At 36.9% G+C, this 19,882-nt stretch carries 22 protein-coding genes and 2 tRNA genes; 20 read left to right on the plus strand and 4 right to left on the minus strand.

Features of this window, described 5'->3' with window-relative positions:
* Positions 1 to 48: 48 nt before the first annotated feature.
* The 6 genes from M948_RS33870 to uvrC all read left to right on the plus strand — a co-directional run bounded on the left by M948_RS33870 (position 49) and on the right by uvrC (position 5,597).
* Entirely contained in the window at positions 49 to 633 is a 585-nt protein-coding gene (locus tag M948_RS33870) for a TetR/AcrR family transcriptional regulator (RefSeq protein ID WP_021290932.1), read from the plus strand.
* Positions 634 to 665: 32 nt separating this feature from the next.
* On the plus strand, positions 666 to 1,439 hold the full coding sequence (locus tag M948_RS33875; RefSeq protein ID WP_021290933.1) for an enoyl-CoA hydratase: 774 nt from the start codon (positions 666 to 668) through the stop codon (positions 1,437 to 1,439).
* 18 nt (positions 1,440 to 1,457) lie between these two features.
* Entirely contained in the window at positions 1,458 to 2,231 is a 774-nt protein-coding gene (locus tag M948_RS33880; RefSeq protein ID WP_021290934.1) for an electron transfer flavoprotein subunit beta/FixA family protein, read from the plus strand.
* A 27-nt stretch (positions 2,232 to 2,258) separates the two neighbouring features.
* Complete coding sequence (locus M948_RS33885; RefSeq protein WP_021290935.1) at positions 2,259 to 3,239, plus strand: electron transfer flavoprotein subunit alpha/FixB family protein; 981 nt, start codon at positions 2,259 to 2,261, stop codon at positions 3,237 to 3,239.
* 163 nt (positions 3,240 to 3,402) lie between these two features.
* Positions 3,403 to 3,717, plus strand: a complete 315-nt coding sequence (gene trxA, locus M948_RS33890; RefSeq protein WP_021290936.1) for a thioredoxin — start codon at positions 3,403 to 3,405, stop codon at positions 3,715 to 3,717.
* Between the two features lie 89 nt (positions 3,718 to 3,806).
* Positions 3,807 to 5,597 carry an excinuclease ABC subunit UvrC gene (gene uvrC, locus M948_RS33895; protein ID WP_021290937.1) on the plus strand — a complete coding sequence of 597 codons (1,791 nt, stop codon included), beginning with the start codon at positions 3,807 to 3,809 and terminating at the stop codon, positions 5,595 to 5,597.
* Positions 5,598 to 5,631: 34 nt separating this feature from the next.
* Here the strand turns inward: uvrC and M948_RS33900 are convergent, their stop codons facing one another.
* Complete coding sequence (locus M948_RS33900) at positions 5,632 to 6,072, minus strand: YslB family protein (protein ID WP_021290938.1); 441 nt, start codon at positions 6,070 to 6,072, stop codon at positions 5,632 to 5,634.
* A gap of 432 nt (positions 6,073 to 6,504) precedes the next feature.
* On the opposite strand from M948_RS33900, the gene M948_RS33905 reads away from it, so the two are divergent.
* The 4 genes from M948_RS33905 (at position 6,505) to M948_RS33920 (ending at position 10,302) form a co-directional block, all read left to right on the plus strand.
* On the plus strand, positions 6,505 to 7,119 hold the full coding sequence (locus M948_RS33905) for a succinate dehydrogenase cytochrome b558 subunit (RefSeq protein WP_021290939.1): 615 nt from the start codon (positions 6,505 to 6,507) through the stop codon (positions 7,117 to 7,119).
* Between the two features lie 29 nt (positions 7,120 to 7,148).
* Positions 7,149 to 8,912 carry a succinate dehydrogenase flavoprotein subunit gene (gene sdhA, locus M948_RS33910; RefSeq protein ID WP_021290940.1) on the plus strand — a complete coding sequence of 588 codons (1,764 nt, stop codon included), beginning with the start codon at positions 7,149 to 7,151 and terminating at the stop codon, positions 8,910 to 8,912.
* A gap of 2 nt (positions 8,913 to 8,914) precedes the next feature.
* Positions 8,915 to 9,679 carry a succinate dehydrogenase iron-sulfur subunit gene (gene sdhB, locus M948_RS33915; RefSeq protein ID WP_021290941.1) on the plus strand — a complete coding sequence of 255 codons (765 nt, stop codon included), beginning with the start codon at positions 8,915 to 8,917 and terminating at the stop codon, positions 9,677 to 9,679.
* A gap of 188 nt (positions 9,680 to 9,867) precedes the next feature.
* Entirely contained in the window at positions 9,868 to 10,302 is a 435-nt protein-coding gene (locus M948_RS33920) for an acyl-CoA thioesterase (protein ID WP_021290942.1), read from the plus strand.
* A gap of 49 nt (positions 10,303 to 10,351) precedes the next feature.
* Here the strand turns inward: M948_RS33920 and M948_RS33925 are convergent, their stop codons facing one another.
* Positions 10,352 to 10,576, minus strand: coding sequence for a helix-turn-helix domain-containing protein (locus M948_RS33925; protein WP_010651078.1), 225 nt, complete (start codon positions 10,574 to 10,576; stop codon positions 10,352 to 10,354).
* Between the two features lie 320 nt (positions 10,577 to 10,896).
* Between M948_RS33925 and M948_RS33930 the strand changes: the two genes are divergently transcribed.
* From M948_RS33930 to M948_RS33965, 8 genes are all read left to right on the plus strand, one after another.
* On the plus strand, positions 10,897 to 11,349 hold the full coding sequence (locus M948_RS33930) for a MarR family winged helix-turn-helix transcriptional regulator (RefSeq protein ID WP_021290943.1): 453 nt from the start codon (positions 10,897 to 10,899) through the stop codon (positions 11,347 to 11,349).
* Positions 11,350 to 11,497: 148 nt separating this feature from the next.
* Entirely contained in the window at positions 11,498 to 12,322 is an 825-nt protein-coding gene (gene racE, locus M948_RS33935; RefSeq protein ID WP_021290944.1) for a glutamate racemase, read from the plus strand.
* Between the two features lie 92 nt (positions 12,323 to 12,414).
* On the plus strand, positions 12,415 to 13,491 hold the full coding sequence (locus tag M948_RS33940; protein ID WP_021290945.1) for a GerMN domain-containing protein: 1,077 nt from the start codon (positions 12,415 to 12,417) through the stop codon (positions 13,489 to 13,491).
* Positions 13,492 to 13,726: 235 nt separating this feature from the next.
* Positions 13,727 to 14,488 carry a ribonuclease PH gene (gene rph, locus M948_RS33945; protein ID WP_021290946.1) on the plus strand — a complete coding sequence of 254 codons (762 nt, stop codon included), beginning with the start codon at positions 13,727 to 13,729 and terminating at the stop codon, positions 14,486 to 14,488.
* Between the two features lie 2 nt (positions 14,489 to 14,490).
* Positions 14,491 to 15,093: an XTP/dITP diphosphatase gene (locus M948_RS33950; RefSeq protein ID WP_021290947.1), complete on the plus strand. Its 603-nt coding sequence runs from the start codon at positions 14,491 to 14,493 to the stop codon at positions 15,091 to 15,093.
* Between the two features lie 17 nt (positions 15,094 to 15,110).
* Entirely contained in the window at positions 15,111 to 15,620 is a 510-nt protein-coding gene (locus tag M948_RS33955; protein ID WP_021290948.1) for a metallophosphoesterase, read from the plus strand.
* A gap of 164 nt (positions 15,621 to 15,784) precedes the next feature.
* Positions 15,785 to 15,858, plus strand: a tRNA-Gly gene (locus M948_RS33960).
* A gap of 14 nt (positions 15,859 to 15,872) precedes the next feature.
* Positions 15,873 to 15,946, plus strand: a tRNA-Arg gene (locus tag M948_RS33965).
* A 294-nt stretch (positions 15,947 to 16,240) separates the two neighbouring features.
* On the opposite strand, the gene M948_RS43845 is transcribed toward M948_RS33965, so the two are convergent.
* Together M948_RS43845 and M948_RS33970 are read right to left on the minus strand one after the other, a co-directional pair.
* On the minus strand, positions 16,241 to 16,366 hold the full coding sequence (locus M948_RS43845; RefSeq protein WP_021290949.1) for a hypothetical protein: 126 nt from the start codon (positions 16,364 to 16,366) through the stop codon (positions 16,241 to 16,243).
* 193 nt (positions 16,367 to 16,559) lie between these two features.
* On the minus strand, positions 16,560 to 17,159 hold the full coding sequence (locus M948_RS33970; protein ID WP_021290950.1) for an HD domain-containing protein: 600 nt from the start codon (positions 17,157 to 17,159) through the stop codon (positions 16,560 to 16,562).
* Between the two features lie 227 nt (positions 17,160 to 17,386).
* On the opposite strand from M948_RS33970, the gene M948_RS33975 reads away from it, so the two are divergent.
* Together M948_RS33975 and tig are read left to right on the plus strand one after the other, a co-directional pair.
* Positions 17,387 to 18,370 carry a tetratricopeptide repeat protein gene (locus M948_RS33975; protein ID WP_021290951.1) on the plus strand — a complete coding sequence of 328 codons (984 nt, stop codon included), beginning with the start codon at positions 17,387 to 17,389 and terminating at the stop codon, positions 18,368 to 18,370.
* 124 nt (positions 18,371 to 18,494) lie between these two features.
* Positions 18,495 to 19,781, plus strand: a complete 1,287-nt coding sequence (gene tig / locus M948_RS33980) for a trigger factor (RefSeq protein WP_021290952.1) — start codon at positions 18,495 to 18,497, stop codon at positions 19,779 to 19,781.
* The last annotated feature ends 101 nt before the right edge of the window (positions 19,782 to 19,882 follow it).

Here is a 19,882-nt window from a genome sequence, read left to right on the forward strand (position 1 = left end):
TGAATGAATAATCATTCATTTTATGCTTGTAATTGTTAGGAGAGTACGATGAAAAAGAATAAACCGAAGTATAATCAAATTATTGAAGCGGCAGTAGAAGTTATTGCAGAAAATGGCTATCACGCTTCACAAGTATCTAAAATAGCAAAGAAAGCTGGCGTAGCTGACGGAACCATATACTTATATTTTAAAAACAAGGAAGACATATTAATTTCTGTGTTCGAAGAAAAAATGGGGCAATTTATTAACCATATAACCGAAGCTATTCAAAATAAGAACAATGCAAATGAGAAGCTGTACGAATTAATTCAGCTGCATTTCAGTCAATTAAGTAAGGATCCTCATTTAGCAGTTGTCACGCAGTTAGAATTAAGGCAGTCAAATCCTGAATTAAGATTAGAAATTAATAATGTACTGAAACCATATTTGACAGTAATTGACTCGATTGTTCAAGAGGGAATGAAAGAAGGTATTTTCCGAAATAGTTTGAATATACCACTTGTTCGTCAAATGATTTTTGGTACACTAGATGAAACGGTTACAAATTGGGTTATGAAAGAAAGGAAATATCAACTGATAGAGCAAGCTAAAGAGGTTCATACCCTTTTAACCGAAGGTCTAACCCTATCATAACAACACATTCTTTGGAAAAAGGAGGAGAAACTTTGGGGACACTAGCTTTAAATATTGAGAGCCAAGTAGCGTATTTAACGATTCAAAGTCCACCTGCAAATGCTTTATCTAGTACTCTATTAAATGATTTAGCTCATCAATTAGATGAAGTAGAAGCTGCTGAAAGCGTCAAGGCAGTTGTTATTAAAGGGGATGGGAAATTTTTTTCTGCCGGAGCAGATATCAAAGAATTTACTTCCTTGCAACAAGCATCTGATTATGAATCACTAGCAAAACGGGGGCAGGAATTATTTAATCGAATTGAACATTTCTCAATTCCTGTTATCGCATCTATTCATGGTGCTGCTTTGGGTGGTGGCCTGGAGTTAGCAATGGCTTGTCATATAAGAATTGTTACAGAGAATACGAAGTTAGGATTACCTGAAATCACATTAGGAATTATACCGGGATTTGCTGGTACACAGCGATTACCACATTACGTAGGTACAGCAAAAGCTTATGAGATGATTTTAACAGGGGAACCAATAACTGGTACAGAAGCATATTCGTTCGGGTTAGCAAATAAAGTGGTTCATGAGGAAATGTTGGAACAAGAAACCCAGCGCTTGGCAGAAAAAATTGCAGCAAAAGGAAAATTATCAATTAAACAAGTGATGCACCTATTACCGTATGCAAAAACCAAAAATTTTGATCTTGGGATTGAAGAGGAAGCTAGGGCCTTTGGTGAAGTATTCGGCACGGAAGATGCCAAAGAGGGTGTGCAGGCATTTATCGAAAAACGTAAACCAAACTTCCAGGATAGATAAACTAAAGGAGGAATTGATATGAATATTTATGTATTATTAAAAAAGACATTTGATACCGAAGAAAAGATAAATGTATCCAATGGCAAGATTGAAGAAGACGGGGCTGAATTCATCATTAATCCATATGATGAATATGCGGTGGAAGAAGCAATTAATCAGCGTGATGAACATGGTGGCGAAGTAACGGTTGTAACAATTGGTGACGAGGAGTCTGAGAAACAATTGCGTACTGCGCTGGCAATGGGAGCAGATAAAGCAGTACTCATTAATACGGAAGATGACCTTGAGGATGGCGATCAATTTACAACGGCTAAAATTTTGGAAGCGTTTTTTGAGGAAAAAGATGTGGATTTACTCCTTGCAGGAAATGTTGCCATTGATGAAGCAAGCGGTCAGGTTGGACCACGGTTAGCTGAATCATTAGGGATTCCATACATTACTACAATAACAAGTTTAAAGATTGATGGAGATAAGGTAAACATTGAGAAAGATGTGGAAGGTGATGTGGAAATTATTGAAGCTTCATTACCGGTTTTAGTTACTTGTCAACAAGGACTAAATGAACCGCGTTATCCATCACTTCCAGGGATAATGAAAGCAAAGAAAAAACCATTGGAAGAACTAGAAATTGATGATTTGGATTTGGATGAAGATGAAGTTGCTCCGAAATCAAAGACAATAGATATATTCTTGCCACCTGAAAAAGAAGCTGGAAGAGTTCTTGAAGGGGAAATGAATGATCAAGTAACAGAACTAGTTTCATTACTTAAACATGAATCAAAGGTACTTTAATCATAACGACAGAGAGGAGTAATTTACGTGAGTGATAAATTGTTAGTAATTGGTGAAGTAAAAGAAGGTTCATTACGAAATGTCTCTTATGAGGCAATTGCAGCGGCAAAGAAAATAAATGAAGAAGGTGAAATAGTAGGCGTTATTTGTGGAAATGGTGAACTTCAGGCGCTGGGAGAGGAAATGATTTATTACGGTGCTGATCGAGTCATTACCATTTCTCATGAACAATTAAAAGCTTATACTTCTGAAGGTTATGGACAGGCGATCTTAGCAATCGTAAACGAAGAGTCACCAACAAGTATTGTTATGGGGCATACGGCAATTGGTAAAGACTTAACTCCTAAGATTGCAAGTAAGTTGAATACTGGTTTGATTTCCGATGCTGTCGATATTGAAGTGGATGGGGATCATGTGCAATTTATTCGACCAATTTATTCTGGGAAGGCATTTGAAAAGAAGATCATTACTGATGGCCTGACCTTTTTCACCATTCGTCCTAATAATATTCCTGCACTTGAACGAGATGAAGCACGCTCGGGTGAAATCACACCAAAGGATCTCGAGATTACCGATATCCGTACGGTAATTAAAGATGTCGTAAGAAAAGCGTCAGAAGGGGTAGATTTATCAGAAGCCAATATTATTATAGCCGGGGGACGCGGCGTTAAAAGTGAAGACGGTTTCAAACCACTTTATGAATTGGCGGAAGTTTTAGGAGGAGCAGTTGGTGCTTCACGTGGAGCCTGCGATGCAGAATACTGTGATTATTCCTTGCAAATTGGGCAAACCGGTAAGGTAGTAACACCTGATTTATATATTGCTGTTGGGATATCAGGGGCTATTCAACATCTAGCTGGAATGTCTAACTCGAAAGTAATTGTAGCCATAAATAAAGACCCAGAAGCCAATATTTTTAATGTAGCGGATTATGGCATTGTTGGGGATTTGTTTGAAGTGATTCCGTTGTTGATAGAAGAGATAAAAAAGCTTAAAGTAACGGTATGATAATGGAAGGCTCTGTAGATAGCTATTTACAGAGCTTTTTAATTATACTGTATAAGCATATTTCCAGTTGATTTTGAATGAATAAGCAAAATATTAGTAAGGTAATACTAACGATGGTATACTCAACGTAAGAATTTAGCTTTATTTGAGGAGGAAGATACGAATGGCGATTATAAATGTATCAGATCAAAATTTTTCTAAAGAAACAGCAGAGGGTTTAGTATTAGCTGACTTTTGGGCACCTTGGTGCGGACCTTGTAAGATGATTGCACCTGTTCTTGAAGAAATTGATGGAGAAATGGAAGATAAAGTACAGATTGTAAAATTAGACGTAGACGAAAACCAAGAAACTGCAGGCAAATATGGCGTAATGAGTATTCCGACATTATTACTGTTTAAAGATGGTAATGTGGTAGACCAAGTAATTGGTTTCCAACCGAAAGAGGCATTAGTTGATTTAATTAACAAACATGCCTAAATAATGATATACTAATCAGTAGAATGTAAACAGAAAAATCCCTTGTTACTTGTTGTGACAAGGGATTTTTAAAGGGATTGGATGGACATATGAATCAGTTAATTAAAGAGAAACTAGCTGTACTTCCTGCTAAACCAGGATGTTATATTATGAAAGATAAATATGATACCGTCATCTATGTTGGCAAATCTAAATTACTAAAAAGTCGCGTACGCTCTTATTTTACTGGGGCCAATGACCGTAAAACACAACGCTTAGTGCAAGAAATTGAAACCTTTGAGTATATTGTAACTTCTTCGGAAATAGAAGCATTGATTTTAGAAATGAATTTGATAAAAAAATATGATCCTAAATACAATGTCATGCTTAAAGATGATAAATCCTATCCATACTTAAAAATTACCTCAGAAAGACATCCTAGACTTTTAATTACAAGAAAGGTAAAAAAGGATAAGGGGAAGTATTTTGGACCGTATCCCAATGTTATCGCAGCTCGAGAAACAAAGAAATTACTTGATCGGCTTTACCCGCTTCGAAAATGTAACAATCCACCTGGAAGGCCATGTCTCTATTATCATATGCATCAGTGTTACGCTTGCAGTGAAACCCCTCCATCGAAAGAAGAATATGCGGACATTGTCCAGAACGTAGTTTCGTTTTTACATGGTGGATATAAGTCAATAAAAAAAGATTTAACGACAAAAATGCAAGAAGCTAGTGAGCAACTTAATTTTGAACGGGCAAAGGAACTACGTGATTTAATCCAGCATATCGAGTCGGTAATGGAGCAACAGAAAATGACGCTTAATGATCAGACCGATCGTGATATTTTTGCATATAGTTTTGACAAAGGATGGATGTGCATCCAAGTATTTTTTATTCGGCAAGGAAAGTTAATCGAGCGAGATGTAGCTATTTTTCCATTTTTTGATGAGGCAGAAGAAACCTTTATTAGTTATATCGGGAGATTCTATCTGCATCAGAATCATCTTAAACCAAAACAAATCCTTGTTCCAATAGGAACAGATGTTGAATTATTGAAGCATCTATTAGAAATCGATGTTCATACTCCTTACCGAGGGAGAAAAAAGGAACTCGTGGAGCTTGCTGCCGAAAATGCTAAAATATCACTAAAAGAAAAGTTCTCCATTATCGAGCGAGATGAAGAACGAACGATTGTTGCAATGGAACAATTGGGAGAAAAAATAAATATCGAAACTCCGCATCGCATCGAGGCTTTTGATAATTCTAATATCCAAGGAACGGATCCTGTTTCTGCAATGGTTGTATTCATTGACGGAAAGCCAAATAAGAAAGAGTACCGTAAATATAAGATTCGCGATGTAGAAGGTCCAGATGATTATGATACAATGCGTGAGGTTATTCGACGCAGATATAAACGAGTGTTAAAAGATAAATTGCCACTTCCTGATTTAATCATTGTTGACGGAGGGAAGGGGCAAATGAGCGCAGCATTGGATGTATTAGAAAATGAATTAGGATTAGATATTCCCTTATGTGGGTTAGCTAAGGATGATAAACATAAAACAAGCGAACTCCTATATGGCTTTCCGCCTGAAGTAATGGACTTAGATAGAAAGTCTCAGGAGTTTTATCTGGTACAACGAATACAAGATGAAGTCCATCGTTTTGCGATATCATTTCATAGACAGCTACGTGGGAAAAGTGCATTTCAATCAGAGTTAGATAAAATACCAGGTATAGGTGAAAAAAGAAGAAAATTATTATTGACCCATTTTAAGTCCATTAATGATATTAAGCATGCTGCAATTGAAGATTTGAGTAAATTAGGTATACCAAAAAACACGGCCCATGCCATAATTAAGCATTTAAATGGTTCTAAACTAGAAGAGCAGTAGGTGATAGATTCAGTTATCAACTACTGCTCTTTCTTTAATTTGTGAATACAGCAGTAATTTCAACCTGATGTATTCGTGAATGAATTGTCTCCACGCATTCACAATCATAATGTTGAATAATTTGTAGTGCCTCTGCTAAAAAACCACATTCTAGACGAAATTCAGCCTCGAACGAAGCGTTTAACCGTTTAGCGATGGAATCGGACATCAATTGAAAAGTCATTTCTTTTCGTTTATCTTTGACTAACTCTAATTTTCCCCAACCTAAATTATCGAAAATAAATACAATGTCTTCAATCGTCTGAAGCTCGAATTTTCTAGCAAGCATTCTCCCCATAAAATATAAGAGAGTAGGAGATTCCTTTCCTAATAATTCAGGTAAGCCTATGTATCGTAGAATATCATAACCGGCTCCTGCCGTATGTAATTCTTCAATTTCTGAAACGGATATCAAGGCATCACGTTTGTTTGTCATGAAGGTCATCCTCTCTTCTCAACCATAAAGTAAATCGTTAACCAATGGGGCATCTCCCCGCTTCCCTTCTTTGTTTTCAGAAATGTTTTCCTGATAAGGGGTGTTACAGCCCGTCAACCTTAATAAGGGATGAGCTAACGATGTACATACAGATACTAGTTATATTATCTATATAATCTAGCATTTACGCAAGTATACAAAGAGAAATCATTGATCTTTTCTGCAAGAAGTAGCGAAATAATATTTCTAAATTTTAAGGTACCGTTTTCTTGACGCTTTATAGAGTTAGAAGTACAATAAACATGTCACAAATTGTACAATATCAACTCGCAGAACTTTCCTTTTTTTATGAGATTGTATTGGGTTGATCTTTCGAATAATGTACAACAAATTGATACTAAACAATTGATTAAACTAAAGGGGGGTAACACATTGGCAGAGCATCGTGAGTTCTTAACTCGAAGATTACACTCATTCTTAGGCGTGGTTCCAATTGGTATTTTCTTGATTCAACACTTGGTGGTGAATCATTTTGCTGTTTATGGTGAAGAAAACTTCAATCAAGCTGCAGATTTCATGCATAACTTACCATTTCGATTACTGTTGGAATTTGTAGTAATTTACCTGCCTATTTTGTTTCATGCTATTCTAGGGGTTTATATTGTATTTGTAGCAAGGAACAATACTAAGAATTATGGTTTTTTCCGTAATTGGATGTTTGTCTTACAGCGTGTAACGGGAGTTATTACTTTTGTCTATCTAATCTGGCATGTTTGGGAAACTAGAATTGCAATCGGCTCACACGGAGCAGATTATAGCTTAATGGAAGGTATCCTTAGTAATCCAATTATGTTCTGGTTCTATATTATCGGACTAGTATCTACCGTTTTTCATTTTGCGAATGGGCTATGGAGCTTCTGCGTTACTTGGGGTATTACCCAATCGCCAAAGTCCCAAAAGATCGTTACATATGCAACCGTAATTGTCTTCTTAGCGTTAAGCTATGTTGGCATAAGAACATTAATTACATTTGCGTACGGGGTTTAAATTAATCGAAGAGGGAGTGAGTATTAGACATGAGTAATCGTAAAATTGCCGTAGTTGGCGGAGGGTTAGCTGGCTTAATGGCAACTATAAAAGCCGCAGAAGCAGGAGTCAATGTAGATCTGTTTTCTATTGTTCCTGTAAAGCGCTCTCACTCTGTATGTGCTCAAGGTGGTATTAATGGTGCAGTAAATACAAAAGGAGAAGGAGATTCTCCTTGGCTTCACTTTGATGATACAGTATATGGTGGAGACTTTTTAGCAAACCAACCGCAGGTTAAAGCAATGTGTGATGCAGCACCTGGTATTATACATATGTTTGACCGTATGGGGGTTATGTTTAATCGTACACCTGAAGGACTATTAGATTTTCGTCGTTTTGGTGGAACACAAATGCATCGTACAGCATATGCAGGAGCAACGACAGGTCAGCAATTACTTTATGCTGTTGACGAGCAAGTTCGTCGATATGAAGTAGAAGGTCTTGTTACAAAATATGAGAATTGGGAATTTGTTAGTGCCGTTATCGATGATGAAGGAGTCGGAAGAGGAATTGTGGCTCAAAATATTAAGTCACATGAGATGAAAGCTTTTCCTTCTGATGCAACTATTTTCGCAACAGGTGGTCCTGGTATTATTTTTGGTAAGTCAACGAACTCCATGATTAATACAGGTTCTGCGGCCAGCAAGTTATACCAGCAAGGCGCAAAATATGCGAATGGAGAATTTATTCAAATCCATCCAACTGCCATCCCTGGCGATGATAAATTACGTTTAATGAGTGAATCAGCACGTGGTGAAGGTGGCCGAATTTGGACCTATAAAGATGGTGAACCATGGTACTTCTTAGAAGAGAAATATCCTGCTTATGGTAACCTAGTCCCACGTGATATTGCTACACGTGAGATCTTTGATGTTTGTGTTAATCAGAAGTTAGGGATAAACGGAGAAAATATGGTCTATCTTGATTTATCTCATAAAGATCCAAAGGAGCTTGATGTTAAGCTTGGTGGTATTATTGAAATCTATGAGAAATTTGTTGGAGAAGACCCGAGAAAAGTTCCAATGAAAATCTTCCCAGCAGTACATTATTCAATGGGTGGACTATGGGTAGATATCGACCAAATGACAAGTATCCCTGGAATCTTTGCAGCTGGCGAATGTGATTATTCACAGCATGGCGGCAATCGTTTAGGAGCAAACTCTTTACTTTCTGCAATTTATGGTGGATCTGTTGCAGGACCAAGTGCAATTAAATATATTGAAGGTTTGGACAAACATATTGATGATCTGCCTTCAAGCTTATATGAAGAGAAAGAACAAGAAGAACAAGATAGTTTTGAGAAAATGATGAAAATGGATGGAACCGAAAATGCGTATCAGCTTCATAAAGAACTAGGTGAATGGATGACGGATAACGTTACAGTAGTTCGTGAAAATAACAAACTACTAAAAACGGATGAAAAACTTAAAGAACTCCAGGAACGCTGGGATAATATTAATATTAATGATACCTCTCGCTGGAGTAATCAGGGAGTAATGTTCACACGTCAATTAAAAAATATGCTTCATCTTGCGCGTGTAATTACCCTCGGTGCTTATAACCGTAATGAAAGCCGTGGGGCTCATTATAAACCGGAATTTCCTGATCGAAATGATGAAGAATGGTTAAAAACGACAATTGCGCAATTTGATCAAACATCTAATTCACCGGAATTCTCCTATGAGGATGTTGATGTATCACTAATTAAACCACGAAAACGTGATTATACGAAAAAAAGTGAAGGGAGTAAGTAAGAATGGCTGATAAGCAGACAGTTACTTTTATAATAACTAGACAAGACGGCCCTGATTCTGCTCCTTATAAGGAAACGTTTAACATTCCGTACAAAAAAAATATGAACGTTATATCTGGATTAATGGAAATTCGCCAAAATCCAGTCAATGCCAATGGAGAGAAAACGACACCGGTACAATGGGATATGAACTGTTTAGAAGAAGTATGCGGGGCTTGCTCCATGGTGATTAACGGAACAGCTCGCCAATCTTGTGCCGCACTTATCGATCAATTGGAACAACCAATACGACTAGAGCCAATGTCGACGTTTCCAGTAGTACGAGATCTAATCGTGGATAGAGATCGTATGTTCGATGCGCTTAAACAGGTGAAAGCTTGGATCCCGCTAGACGGTACGCATGACTTAGGTCCTGGGCCACGTATGCCAGAGAAAAAGCGTCAATGGGCTTATGAGTTATCAAAATGTATGACTTGTGGTGTTTGCTTGGAAGCTTGTCCAAACGTAAACGATAAATCCAACTTCATTGGACCTGCTGCTTTATCGCAAGCACGTTTGTTTAATGCACATCCAACAGGCGAGCTAAATGCCAGTGAGCGCTTAAATGGTTTGATGGAAGATGGCGGAATCGACGGATGTGGAAATGCACAAAATTGTGTAGAAGTTTGTCCAAAAGGAATTCCACTTACTACATCTATTGCTGCCATGAACCGTGCAACAAATATTCAAGCATTCAAAAACTTCTTTGGAAGTGACCACGCACATTAAAAAGATAGTTAAAAGAGGCCCTACCCAGATGGTTGGGCCTTTTTAAAAGGGAAGAAAGATACAATCCAAATAGATTACATACAGGAGAATAGCGCTCTACTTGGTATTTGATAATCACAACCATTTATTTCCCAAATGGATCAGTAGTGTTTTTAAGAGCATATTTTTAAACAAGGAAGGGATGTCGATTGCGCATTTCATACATAGATAATCTAGAAACATGGCGAGCCTCTTTTTTATTTTTCATACCGATAAAAGTCCGCTTTTCAGAGACAGACTTATTCGGTCATGTGAATAATACATCGCCATTTATATATTTTGAACAGGCTCGAATTGAATTCCTGAAATCCAAAGGTTTGTTTGTGGAAGAGGGAGAAGTTGGAGCGATTCCAGTTGTATCCGATTTACAATGTGACTACATTCAACAAATGTACTTTGACCAATCTTTTCGTGTATATGTTAAGGCAAATCATGTAGGAAAATCCTCCATTGATCTGCATTATATGGTATTAAATGATAAAGAGGAGATTTCATTAACAGGAAGAGGTAGACTCGTCTATATTGATCCGAAGACAGGGAAAACTGTTCCTTTACCTGATGAGATGAAAACGTCCTTAATCTGAAGTAAAACACAAACCTAAATCGGCTTTCCTAAATGGAAAGCCGATTTGATTAGAGCTTCAATTCCCCCATGCGAAGGAGCTCTACTACAGCCTGTGAACGCCCCTTAACTCCTAGCTTTTGCATAGCATTTGAAATGTGGTTGCGGACAGTTTTCTCTGAAATAAATAATTCCTGGGCAATTTCTTTTGTTGTTTTATCTTGTACCAACAGCTCGAAAACTTCTTTTTCTCGTTTAGTTAATAATTGCTTCGGTTTATACTCGTTGTCCTTCAAATGTTAACCCCTCCTTGCTGTCAATAGAGCTGCAGAATGAAGGGAAATTATTTAGTCAATATAGCTTATGTGAAATCATTGATTCGGTGCGTACATTTGCCAGGGTACAAACGAATTCTTTGAAAAGAATTTTTACCTTCCATATTTACCCGATAAACGAAGAATAATGCAGGTAATTTTGGTTGTATTAGCAAAAAATACATCTTCGAATAAAATGAATGAACTGCTAATGTTTCATTGTAAACGAATATTGCTTTACGGGAGACTGTTTCATTATGTAAAATAACTATATACATGTAATTATTGTAGGAGGTCACTTTGTGAGATCGTACGAAACATCAGACGCCATTAATCGAATTGAAAAACGAATGCGATATATATCTGGAATTATTAAACAAAAAGGGAGACAGATTTTAAATAATTACCCGATAACTTCTCCACAGTTTGTTGCACTGCAATGGCTATTAGAAGAAGGAGATATGACGATTGGTGAATTGTCAAACCGTATTAGCCTTGCGTTTAGCACGACAACAGATTTAGTTGATCGTATGGAGAAAAATAAGCTAGTTGAAAGAGTGCGAGATTCGAAGGATAGACGTGTCGTTCGAATTCATGTACTGGAAAAAGGGGAGACAATTATTCAAGAGGTTATTGAGAAACGACAAGCATATCTAGGAGAAGTATTGGAAGACTTTTCAGAGGAACAAATTGAAGGTTTACATGAATTGCTTTCCTATCTACATGAACAAATGAAAGAAGTAGGCAAAAAATAATAAGAAGTTTTTAAGAGAGAAGCTATTTCAATTTCCCGTAGTGCAATGTAAAATGGATACATTCAGCAATAATTTCACTTTATATGAAGTTAGAGTGGAATGGGGTTGAATGTAATGAGAACAAAACTTCAAAGAAGAGGCGATACTGGTGAAGCAAGCAATTGGGGTCATTGATTCTGGTGTTGGGGGATTAACGGTAGCACATGAACTAATGCGACAGTTACCAAAAGAAAAATTAATTTACTTAGGTGATACGTCTAGATGCCCTTATGGACCAAGATCAAAAGAAGAAGTCCAGCAATTTACTTGGGAAATGGTTAATTTCTTACTTGAAAAAGATATTAAAATGCTAGTTGTGGCCTGTAATACTGCTACCGCATTTGCATTGCAATCGTTAAAAGAAAACTTGAATATACCTGTAATTGGAGTAATTCAGCCAGGATCAAGAGCTGCTATTAAATTTACGAAGACCAATCATGTAGGTATTATTGGTACAGAAGGTACGGTTAGGAGCAATGCATATACCAATGCGCTTAAGAATATAAAAGATGAATTGGAAGTATCAGCTCTGGCATGTCCGATGTTTGTACCAATGGTAGAACAAGGTATTCTTGAAGGACAACAAGCCAGGGAGGTAGTAGAAGATACGTTATCTCCACTACTGCAATATAGTAAAATGGATACCTTAATATTAGGATGCACACATTATCCTTTATTAAAAAATACGATTCAATCCGTTGTTGGTGAAGAAATAACAATTATATCTTCAAGTGAAGAAACAGCCAGAGAAACAAGTACGATTTTAGATGTGCATCACCTGTTGAATAAAGACGATTATTACCCGGTTCATCAGTTTTATACAACAGGCGATTTAGAAATCTTTATTGAAATTTCAAGAAGTATATTTAAAGAACCCCATTTACAGATGGTTACAATTGAACAAGCAAATTTACATCAATTACAGGATTCTTGATCAAAGAATCCTGTATTTTTTTTCATTGCTTGGTCTATTTTCACTCTAGGCTCGTATATATAATAGTACAAACCATCGTAGGAGGGAAAAATATGCACAAGCGCGGATTACTAATAGCAGGGACATTAACGATGTCCGTTATATTAGCAGGATGCTTTCAGGGGGAACAATCATTAAAGGAAGAAATGGATCCGCCACAAAATGCGGAACCAGTTGATAACTTGGAAGATTCACAATCAGGAGAACAGAAGGAAAATGCTAAAGAAGGCGAGCAGCCAAAGAGTGAAACGGTTGCAAGAGAACTTTATCTTATGGACGCAAATGGAATGGTCGCATCCCAAACATTAGAACTGCCAAATCCAGAATCAAAGGAAGTAGCTTCCCAAGTGTTGGAGTATCTCGTTAAAGATGGTCCAGTAGCGCAGATCTTGCCAAATGGATTTCAGGCAGTGTTACCAGCTGGCACAGAGGTGTTGGGAATTGACCTGCAAGAAGACGGAACCATGATTGTTAATTTATCTGAAGAATTTTCGAACTATGAAGCGAACGACGAAAAGAAAATACTTGAGGCAGTTACTTATTCCTTAACTCAATTTGAAAATGTCAAAGACGTTCAATTACAGATGGAAGGAAAAGCCTTAAGCGAGATGCCAGTTAATGGCACACCGATCAGCCAAGGATACTCAAGAGCTAATGGAATCAATGTTACGGATACAGGTACTTCTGACTTAATGCAAAGTAAAACGGTTACGATGTTTTACCCTGCGGAACATGATGAAAATCGTTACTATGTACCGGTAACTCAATATGTTGAACAAAAACAAGATGCTGATGAACTAAGTGCCATAGTAGAGAATCTTGTTGATGGGCCAGGTGTACAAAGCAATGTCACCCAAGTATTTAATCCTACGACGACGTTAACAAGTAAGCCATCCTTGAAAGATGGTATCTTACAACTTCAATTCAATAATGATATTTTAAAAGATGGGGAAAAGGCAGTGATTTCTGATGAGGTCATGGAAACAATCGTACGTACGATGACAGAAGTTAAAGGGGTCGATGCCGTCCAAGTAAGTGTTGAAAATGTGGAACAGCTAGTTAATGAAAATGGGGAAGCTTACACGGAACCAGTAACTAAACAGCAATTTACTCCTACGGAAGAAATATAATTAGGTCGAGGCTTTCAGCAAGCCTCTTTTTTTTATGCTTTTATTCAAGGTAAATGGCAATAATATCCTTATAGATAAGATGATTATAAAGAGGATACGTAGGGATAAGCGCAAATCCCATGTTTGAAGAATTATCTTATGCTATATGCATGGATAAATTAGTATAGCATGTATTTCTATAGTGGTTTCGATAAAAAATATGTTAAGCTAATGATTGAACGAAGGAGGAGTTAAGATGAGAAATGATCAACGAAACCGTAACAGTTTACGACCAATTACAATCATAACGAATTTCCTGCAGCATCCGGAAGGTTCTGTACTGATTCAAGTAGGTGATACAAAAGTAATTTGCAATGCTAGCATTGAAGATAGAGTTCCTCCATTCATGCGTGGCCAAGGGAAGGGCTGGATTACAGCAGAGTATGCAATGCTGCCTAGGGCTACCGAACAACGGAATATACGAGAATCGTCAAAAGGTAAGGTTAGTGGCAGGACGATGGAAATACAACGATTAATTGGAAGAGCTTTACGGTCAGTTGTTGATTTAGATAGTATTGGTGAGCGAACCGTATGGGTTGATTGTGACGTCATTCAAGCTGATGGTGGTACAAGAACGGCTTCGATTACGGGAGCATTTGTAGCTGTAGTATTAGCTTTTTCGACTTTAATAGAGAATAAAACGCTTAAGAAAATGCCAGTAACGGACTTTCTTGCAGCAACTTCTGTAGGCGTTTTACCTGATAATAGCGAAATCCTTGATTTAAATTATCAAGAAGATTCCCAAGCACTTGTAGATATGAACATCGTAATGACTGGTTCCGGTGAATTTGTAGAAATTCAAGGAACGGGAGAAGAAGCCACGTTTAGCAATAAGCAACTTCAGGCTATGTTGCAGTTAGCAGATGAAGGAATGCAACGTATATTTGAAAAGCAACGTGAAGCACTAGGTGAGTATGCAAATCACATCGGTGAGCTCGTTGACGAAAAAGGAGAATAATAATGAAACAAATTATTATTGCTACAAAAAATAAAGGCAAGGCGACAGAGTTTAAAGAATTTTTTAATGCATATGATATGGCTGCTGTATCATTGAATGAACGAGAAGAACTGCCTGACGTAGAAGAAACGGGTGAAACATTTGAGCAAAATGCTGCATTAAAAGCTGAAACCATTGCCAATATCTTATCTCAGCCAGTACTTGCAGATGATTCAGGATTGATTATTGATGCTTTAGACGGCAGGCCAGGTGTCTATTCAGCGAGATATGCTGGAGAGGATAAAAATGATCAAGCAAATATAAACAAAGTATTGACTGAATTAGAAGGCGTACCACAAAAAGATCGAACGGCAAGGTTTATATGTGTATTAGCAGTTGCAAGGCCAAACACAGAAACCCAATTTTATCAAGGAATATGTAATGGTCATATTTCAATTGCTCCAAGTGGAAAGAATGGGTTCGGTTATGATCCAATCTTTATTCCTGATGGATATCAAGAAACGATGGCAGAGTTATCTCCGAAAGTGAAAAATCAAATTAGCCATCGTAAGAACGCGATCTTACAGTTAGAAGAAACCATACGTAAAAATCGATCATTATACTAAGGAATAGGATGATTTCAATGGCAAAAGTACTTATTTTAAGTGACAGCCATGGGTTAACTGACGAATTAGACAAGATTAAAGCACGTCACGATGTCGATTATCGAATTCATTGCGGAGATTCGGAGTTAGATTTGGACGAACCACCAATGGCTGGATTTTATACAGTTATGGGGAACTGTGACTTTGATTCAAGGTACCCAGAAGAACAGATGTTATCAATTAATGGACTAACCTTTTTCATTGTCCATGGCCATCTCCACCAAGTGAAAGCAAATTTGATGCATGTTTCTTATCGAGCAGAAGAATTAGGTGCTCAAATTATTTGTTTTGGCCATACACATCTTGCTGGAGCTGTACAACAAGGAGATCAATTATTGATTAATCCTGGAAGCATTAGGCTTCCACGTATGCGTAAAGAAAAAACATACGCAATAATGGAATGGGAATCAAAAGCATCGATATCCGTTGAGTTCTTTACTGCAGATGGTAAGGTGATTGATGACTTACAATACGAGGCAAAATTATAATCTTCAAAACTCATCCATTGAATGTAATAAGAATGGATGAGTTTTTTAATGGATTTACTAGAAAGTATTGACAAACCACCTATAAGTTTATATAATGATTCTTGTCCGTTAAAAACGAGTCATTACATATTACTTAATTTATAAGCGTTTATCTCATAAAAATTGCGGGTGTAGTTTAATGGTAAAACCTCAGCCTTCCAAGCTGATGACGAGGGTTCGATTCCCTTCACCCGCTCCATACATAAAAATTTTGTCCCAGTAGCTCAGCAGGATAGAGCAACAGCCTTCTAAGCTGTGGGTCGCAGGTTCGAATCCTGCCTGGGACGTCACTAAGAAATATGAATTAGGTAGAAAACATGCCCAACTGTGATAATAACACATTTGGTCATGTTTTCTTATTGTCTACCTGCTGCACCATCTGTTATTCCCTAACCAAATCTTTTACGGAACTTTTTTTCCTACTGTATCAACATCATTCCAGATACAAGTATTTTATATATACTAGATTTAAGACTCCTACTCCCTATACTCGAGCTGTCATTCGCTAATTAGGCTTTGAATGCTCAAGATTCGATGTTGCATGCATACGAATGAAACCTCTTGCTTAGATCTACCCTTAACTATGTCGCATATTTTGATTTTCTATTGCCATTTTTTATTGCTTTCGACTGATTCCCATATTTCTTTTTCACTACTATAAATAATACCGCTCGGGAAATAATAAAAGAAGCTAACACTAATGTCATATTGATTACCCCCTTTTTTAAACTGTTATAGTAGCAGTAAAGGTGCTAGGAGCCTCTTCCTGTAAAAGATTAAAGAAACATTAAAATACTACTAAACATATTTCACTCCTATTATAAATGTTTTCGCATTATTCGTAATATTCCTGACCAGCAATAACACAGAAATCACTCTCTTTAACATATTAGTGCTAGTCTACGGCGATAGATGATTGGCCTTGTTTATCTTTTCTTCTGCTTCTTGTTCGATTAGATCTTTGAATTGACTAAGTATCGGGCTAAAATTCGTATGTTGATCCAGCATAAAACTCATTTTATATTCAATGGGCTTCCATGTAACTATATCCGCTTCATTATGTTGAATTTGTGCTTCAAGCTTATCGAGGGCATTGGCAACTTTTGCTTCATAGGTGTGTTTGTTTTCAAATTCTATCCATAAATCGAAAACATTGCTACCAAGGGGTTCTGGCAACTTTTGCTTTATATGGTCGATTGCTTCTCTTTCCTTTTCATGTTTCTGCTTAAGGAGTTTTGGGTTATTTAATGTATCGAAAGCAGGGATATCACTCGATTCAGCCTCTACTAAATCATGAATAATGATCATTTTTAATAGCTTTTCAGAATCAATATTTTCCTCTAAGTAAGGTTCGATTAACATCGCCATTAAGGATAATCGCCAAGTATGTTCCGCCACACTTTCTTGTCGCCCATTTGATAGCCAGCTATGCCTTAACTCATATTTTAATTTTTCCCCAAGCTTGATGGCCCAATAGATTTGCTTCAATGCTTCACTCATATTCTCACCTCTAACCCTATTATAATCAAACCATGCTCTTAGAGCCATATGTAATCGTTAGGTCACATTTCTTTGAATTCTGGTTATATGCTATAATGCGGATACGTTTCATTCCCCATTTAAAGGAAGAACATCTTAGCTTAAAGTTTGAAATTTCTTTGCATCGGGAATGTATATCTAGTATGTTAAAATTAAATACTATAAACACGCATGAGAGGAGGTAGACAATGCAGAACTTGCCAGAAAATGTCATTCTTTTTCCGAAATGGAGGACAGTATTAGAAGAAGAGAGTTTACAGGCTCTGAAAGAAAAAAAATATGAAGACGCTCTGTTAAAATTAAATAAGTTATTAAGTTACCAAATTGATAGCTATGAAATCATTAGTGGTAAGCTAATTTGCTTAATGGAATTAGGGCGTCATCATGAAGCTCAAGATATATGTGAAGAATTACTAAAACATAAGGATGAACATTATTATCATTATTTACATATTTATTTAACGATTCTATTTCAAACCAATCAATACGATACATTGATGAAGCAAATAGACTATGAATTTCAATCAAATGCTGTGCCATCCATGATGCAAGAGCAGTTTCAGCAATTATATGAGATGAGTAGTAAAATGAAGGCAGATGTTTCGGTAGAGCATACGACTACTTATTTAGATGAGTTGCATGAAGCAATTGAGGCTGAGGATTATCGAAAACAATGGCGATTGCTTGAGAAATTGCGGAAATTGAGGAGTGACCCAACTCAAGAGGTCATATCGCTGCTAATGAAGGGATCGATTCACCCTGTCATTAAAACAGCTGTATTTATTTGGCTTCAGGATATTAACTATAAGGATAAGGTGAAGGTTCATAAGTGGGATACAGCATTAAATGTAAAACCAGATGAAGTTCCCAATATACATAATCAAATCTTATTTAAGCAGATTTTATTAATTATCGGTGAGTTGGAACAAAAAGATCCTTCCTTATATAACTTATTGCTTAAACTATTAAATCATTATTTATATGTAAGGTTTCCGGTTTTGCCAGGTGAAGAAGATGCTGAATGGATAGCCGAATCATTGAAATATGTGGGCTCATCGTATTTAAATATTCCATCTCCCACCAGGGAAGAATCGTCTATCGAAAATAGGCATTACATAGAAGAGATCGAACTATGTGAAACACTATATGAAAGTATTATAGAAGAAAGCTAAGAATGTCGTTAAATGCTTGAAAGGCATAGTAATTATGTTATAATAAGATGGTTGTAAATTTAGATCATTATATAATAATGAACGTGAAATATGAAGGATATAATAGATTTTGGAGGGAATTTTTATGTCAGCGAAATGGGAAAAACAAGAAGGCAATGAAGGAGTACTTACGATTGAAGTAAGTGTTGAAGAATTTGACAAAGCATTGGATCAAGCATTTAAAAAAGTATCCAAAGATGTTCAAATTCCTGGATTCCGTAAAGGTAAAATTCCGCGTGGGATTTTTGAAAAACGTTTTGGAGTAGAAGCACTATATCAGGATGCGGTTGACATTGTACTTCCAGATGCTTATATGCAAGCAGTTGAAGAAACAGGCATTGAACCAGTAGCACAACCAGATGTTGATATTGACACAATTGAAAAAGGGCAACCACTTGTTTTTACAGCAAAAGTTACCGTTAAACCAGAGGTAAAACTTGGTGAATATAAAGGGCTTGAAGTGGAAGATCAATCTGTAGAAGTTACAGATGAAGATGTGGAACATGATTTAGAACATCAACGCGAACATCATGCTGAATTAGTTGTAAAAGAAGAAGGAAAAATTGAAGAAGGAGATACAGCTGTTATCGACTTTGAAGGTTTCGTTGATGGAGAAGCTTTCGAAGGTGGAAAAGGTGAAAATCATTCCTTAGAAATCGGTTCTGGTCAATTTATCCCAGGCTTTGAAGAACAATTAATTGGCAAAGAAACTGGAGAAGACACCGAAGTTTCTGTGACCTTCCCTGAAGATTATCATGCAGAAGACCTTGCTGGTAAAGAAGCAACCTTCAAAGTGAAGATCCATGAAGTGAAATACAAAGAACTTCCTGAACTTGATGATGAGTTTGCTAAAGACCTCGATGATGAAGTTGAAACGCTAGAAGAATTGAAAAGTAAGAAAAAAGAACAACTTCTTGAACAGAAGAAACAGGATGTCGAAAACCAAAAACGTGAAACTTTAGTTGAAAAAGCCAGCGATAATGCTGAAGCTGAAGTTCCAGAGGCAATGGTGGATACGGAATTAGACCAAATGGTAAAAGAGTTTGAACAGCGTCTGCAGATGCAAGGCATGACATTAGAAATGTATTCTCAATTCTCTGGTCAAGATGAAGCTGCATTGAAAGAACAAATGAGAGAAGATGCTGAGAAACGAGTAAAAACAAATCTTACATTAGAAGCAATTGTGGACGAAGAAGGTCTTGAAGTTTCTGAAGAAGATGTAGATGCAGAACTTGAAAAAATGGCTTCTATGTATGGTGCAGAAGTAGAGCAGCTAAAGCAAATGCTTGGTGGTAATACGGACGCAATTAAAGGTGATTTAAAAATGAGAAAAGCCATTGATTTCCTTGTAGAACACAGCAAAGCTGTTTAAATCTTATTATAAGGTTTAGATCATGCGAGATAAGGCAAAGACTAAAACAAGGTGCGATGCGTTCGCACCTTGTTTTCCATTATTTTTAATACAAACGATTT

This window comes from Virgibacillus sp. CM-4, assembly GCF_000445495.1.
Classification (GTDB): domain Bacteria; phylum Bacillota; class Bacilli; order Bacillales; family Amphibacillaceae; genus Virgibacillus; species Virgibacillus salexigens.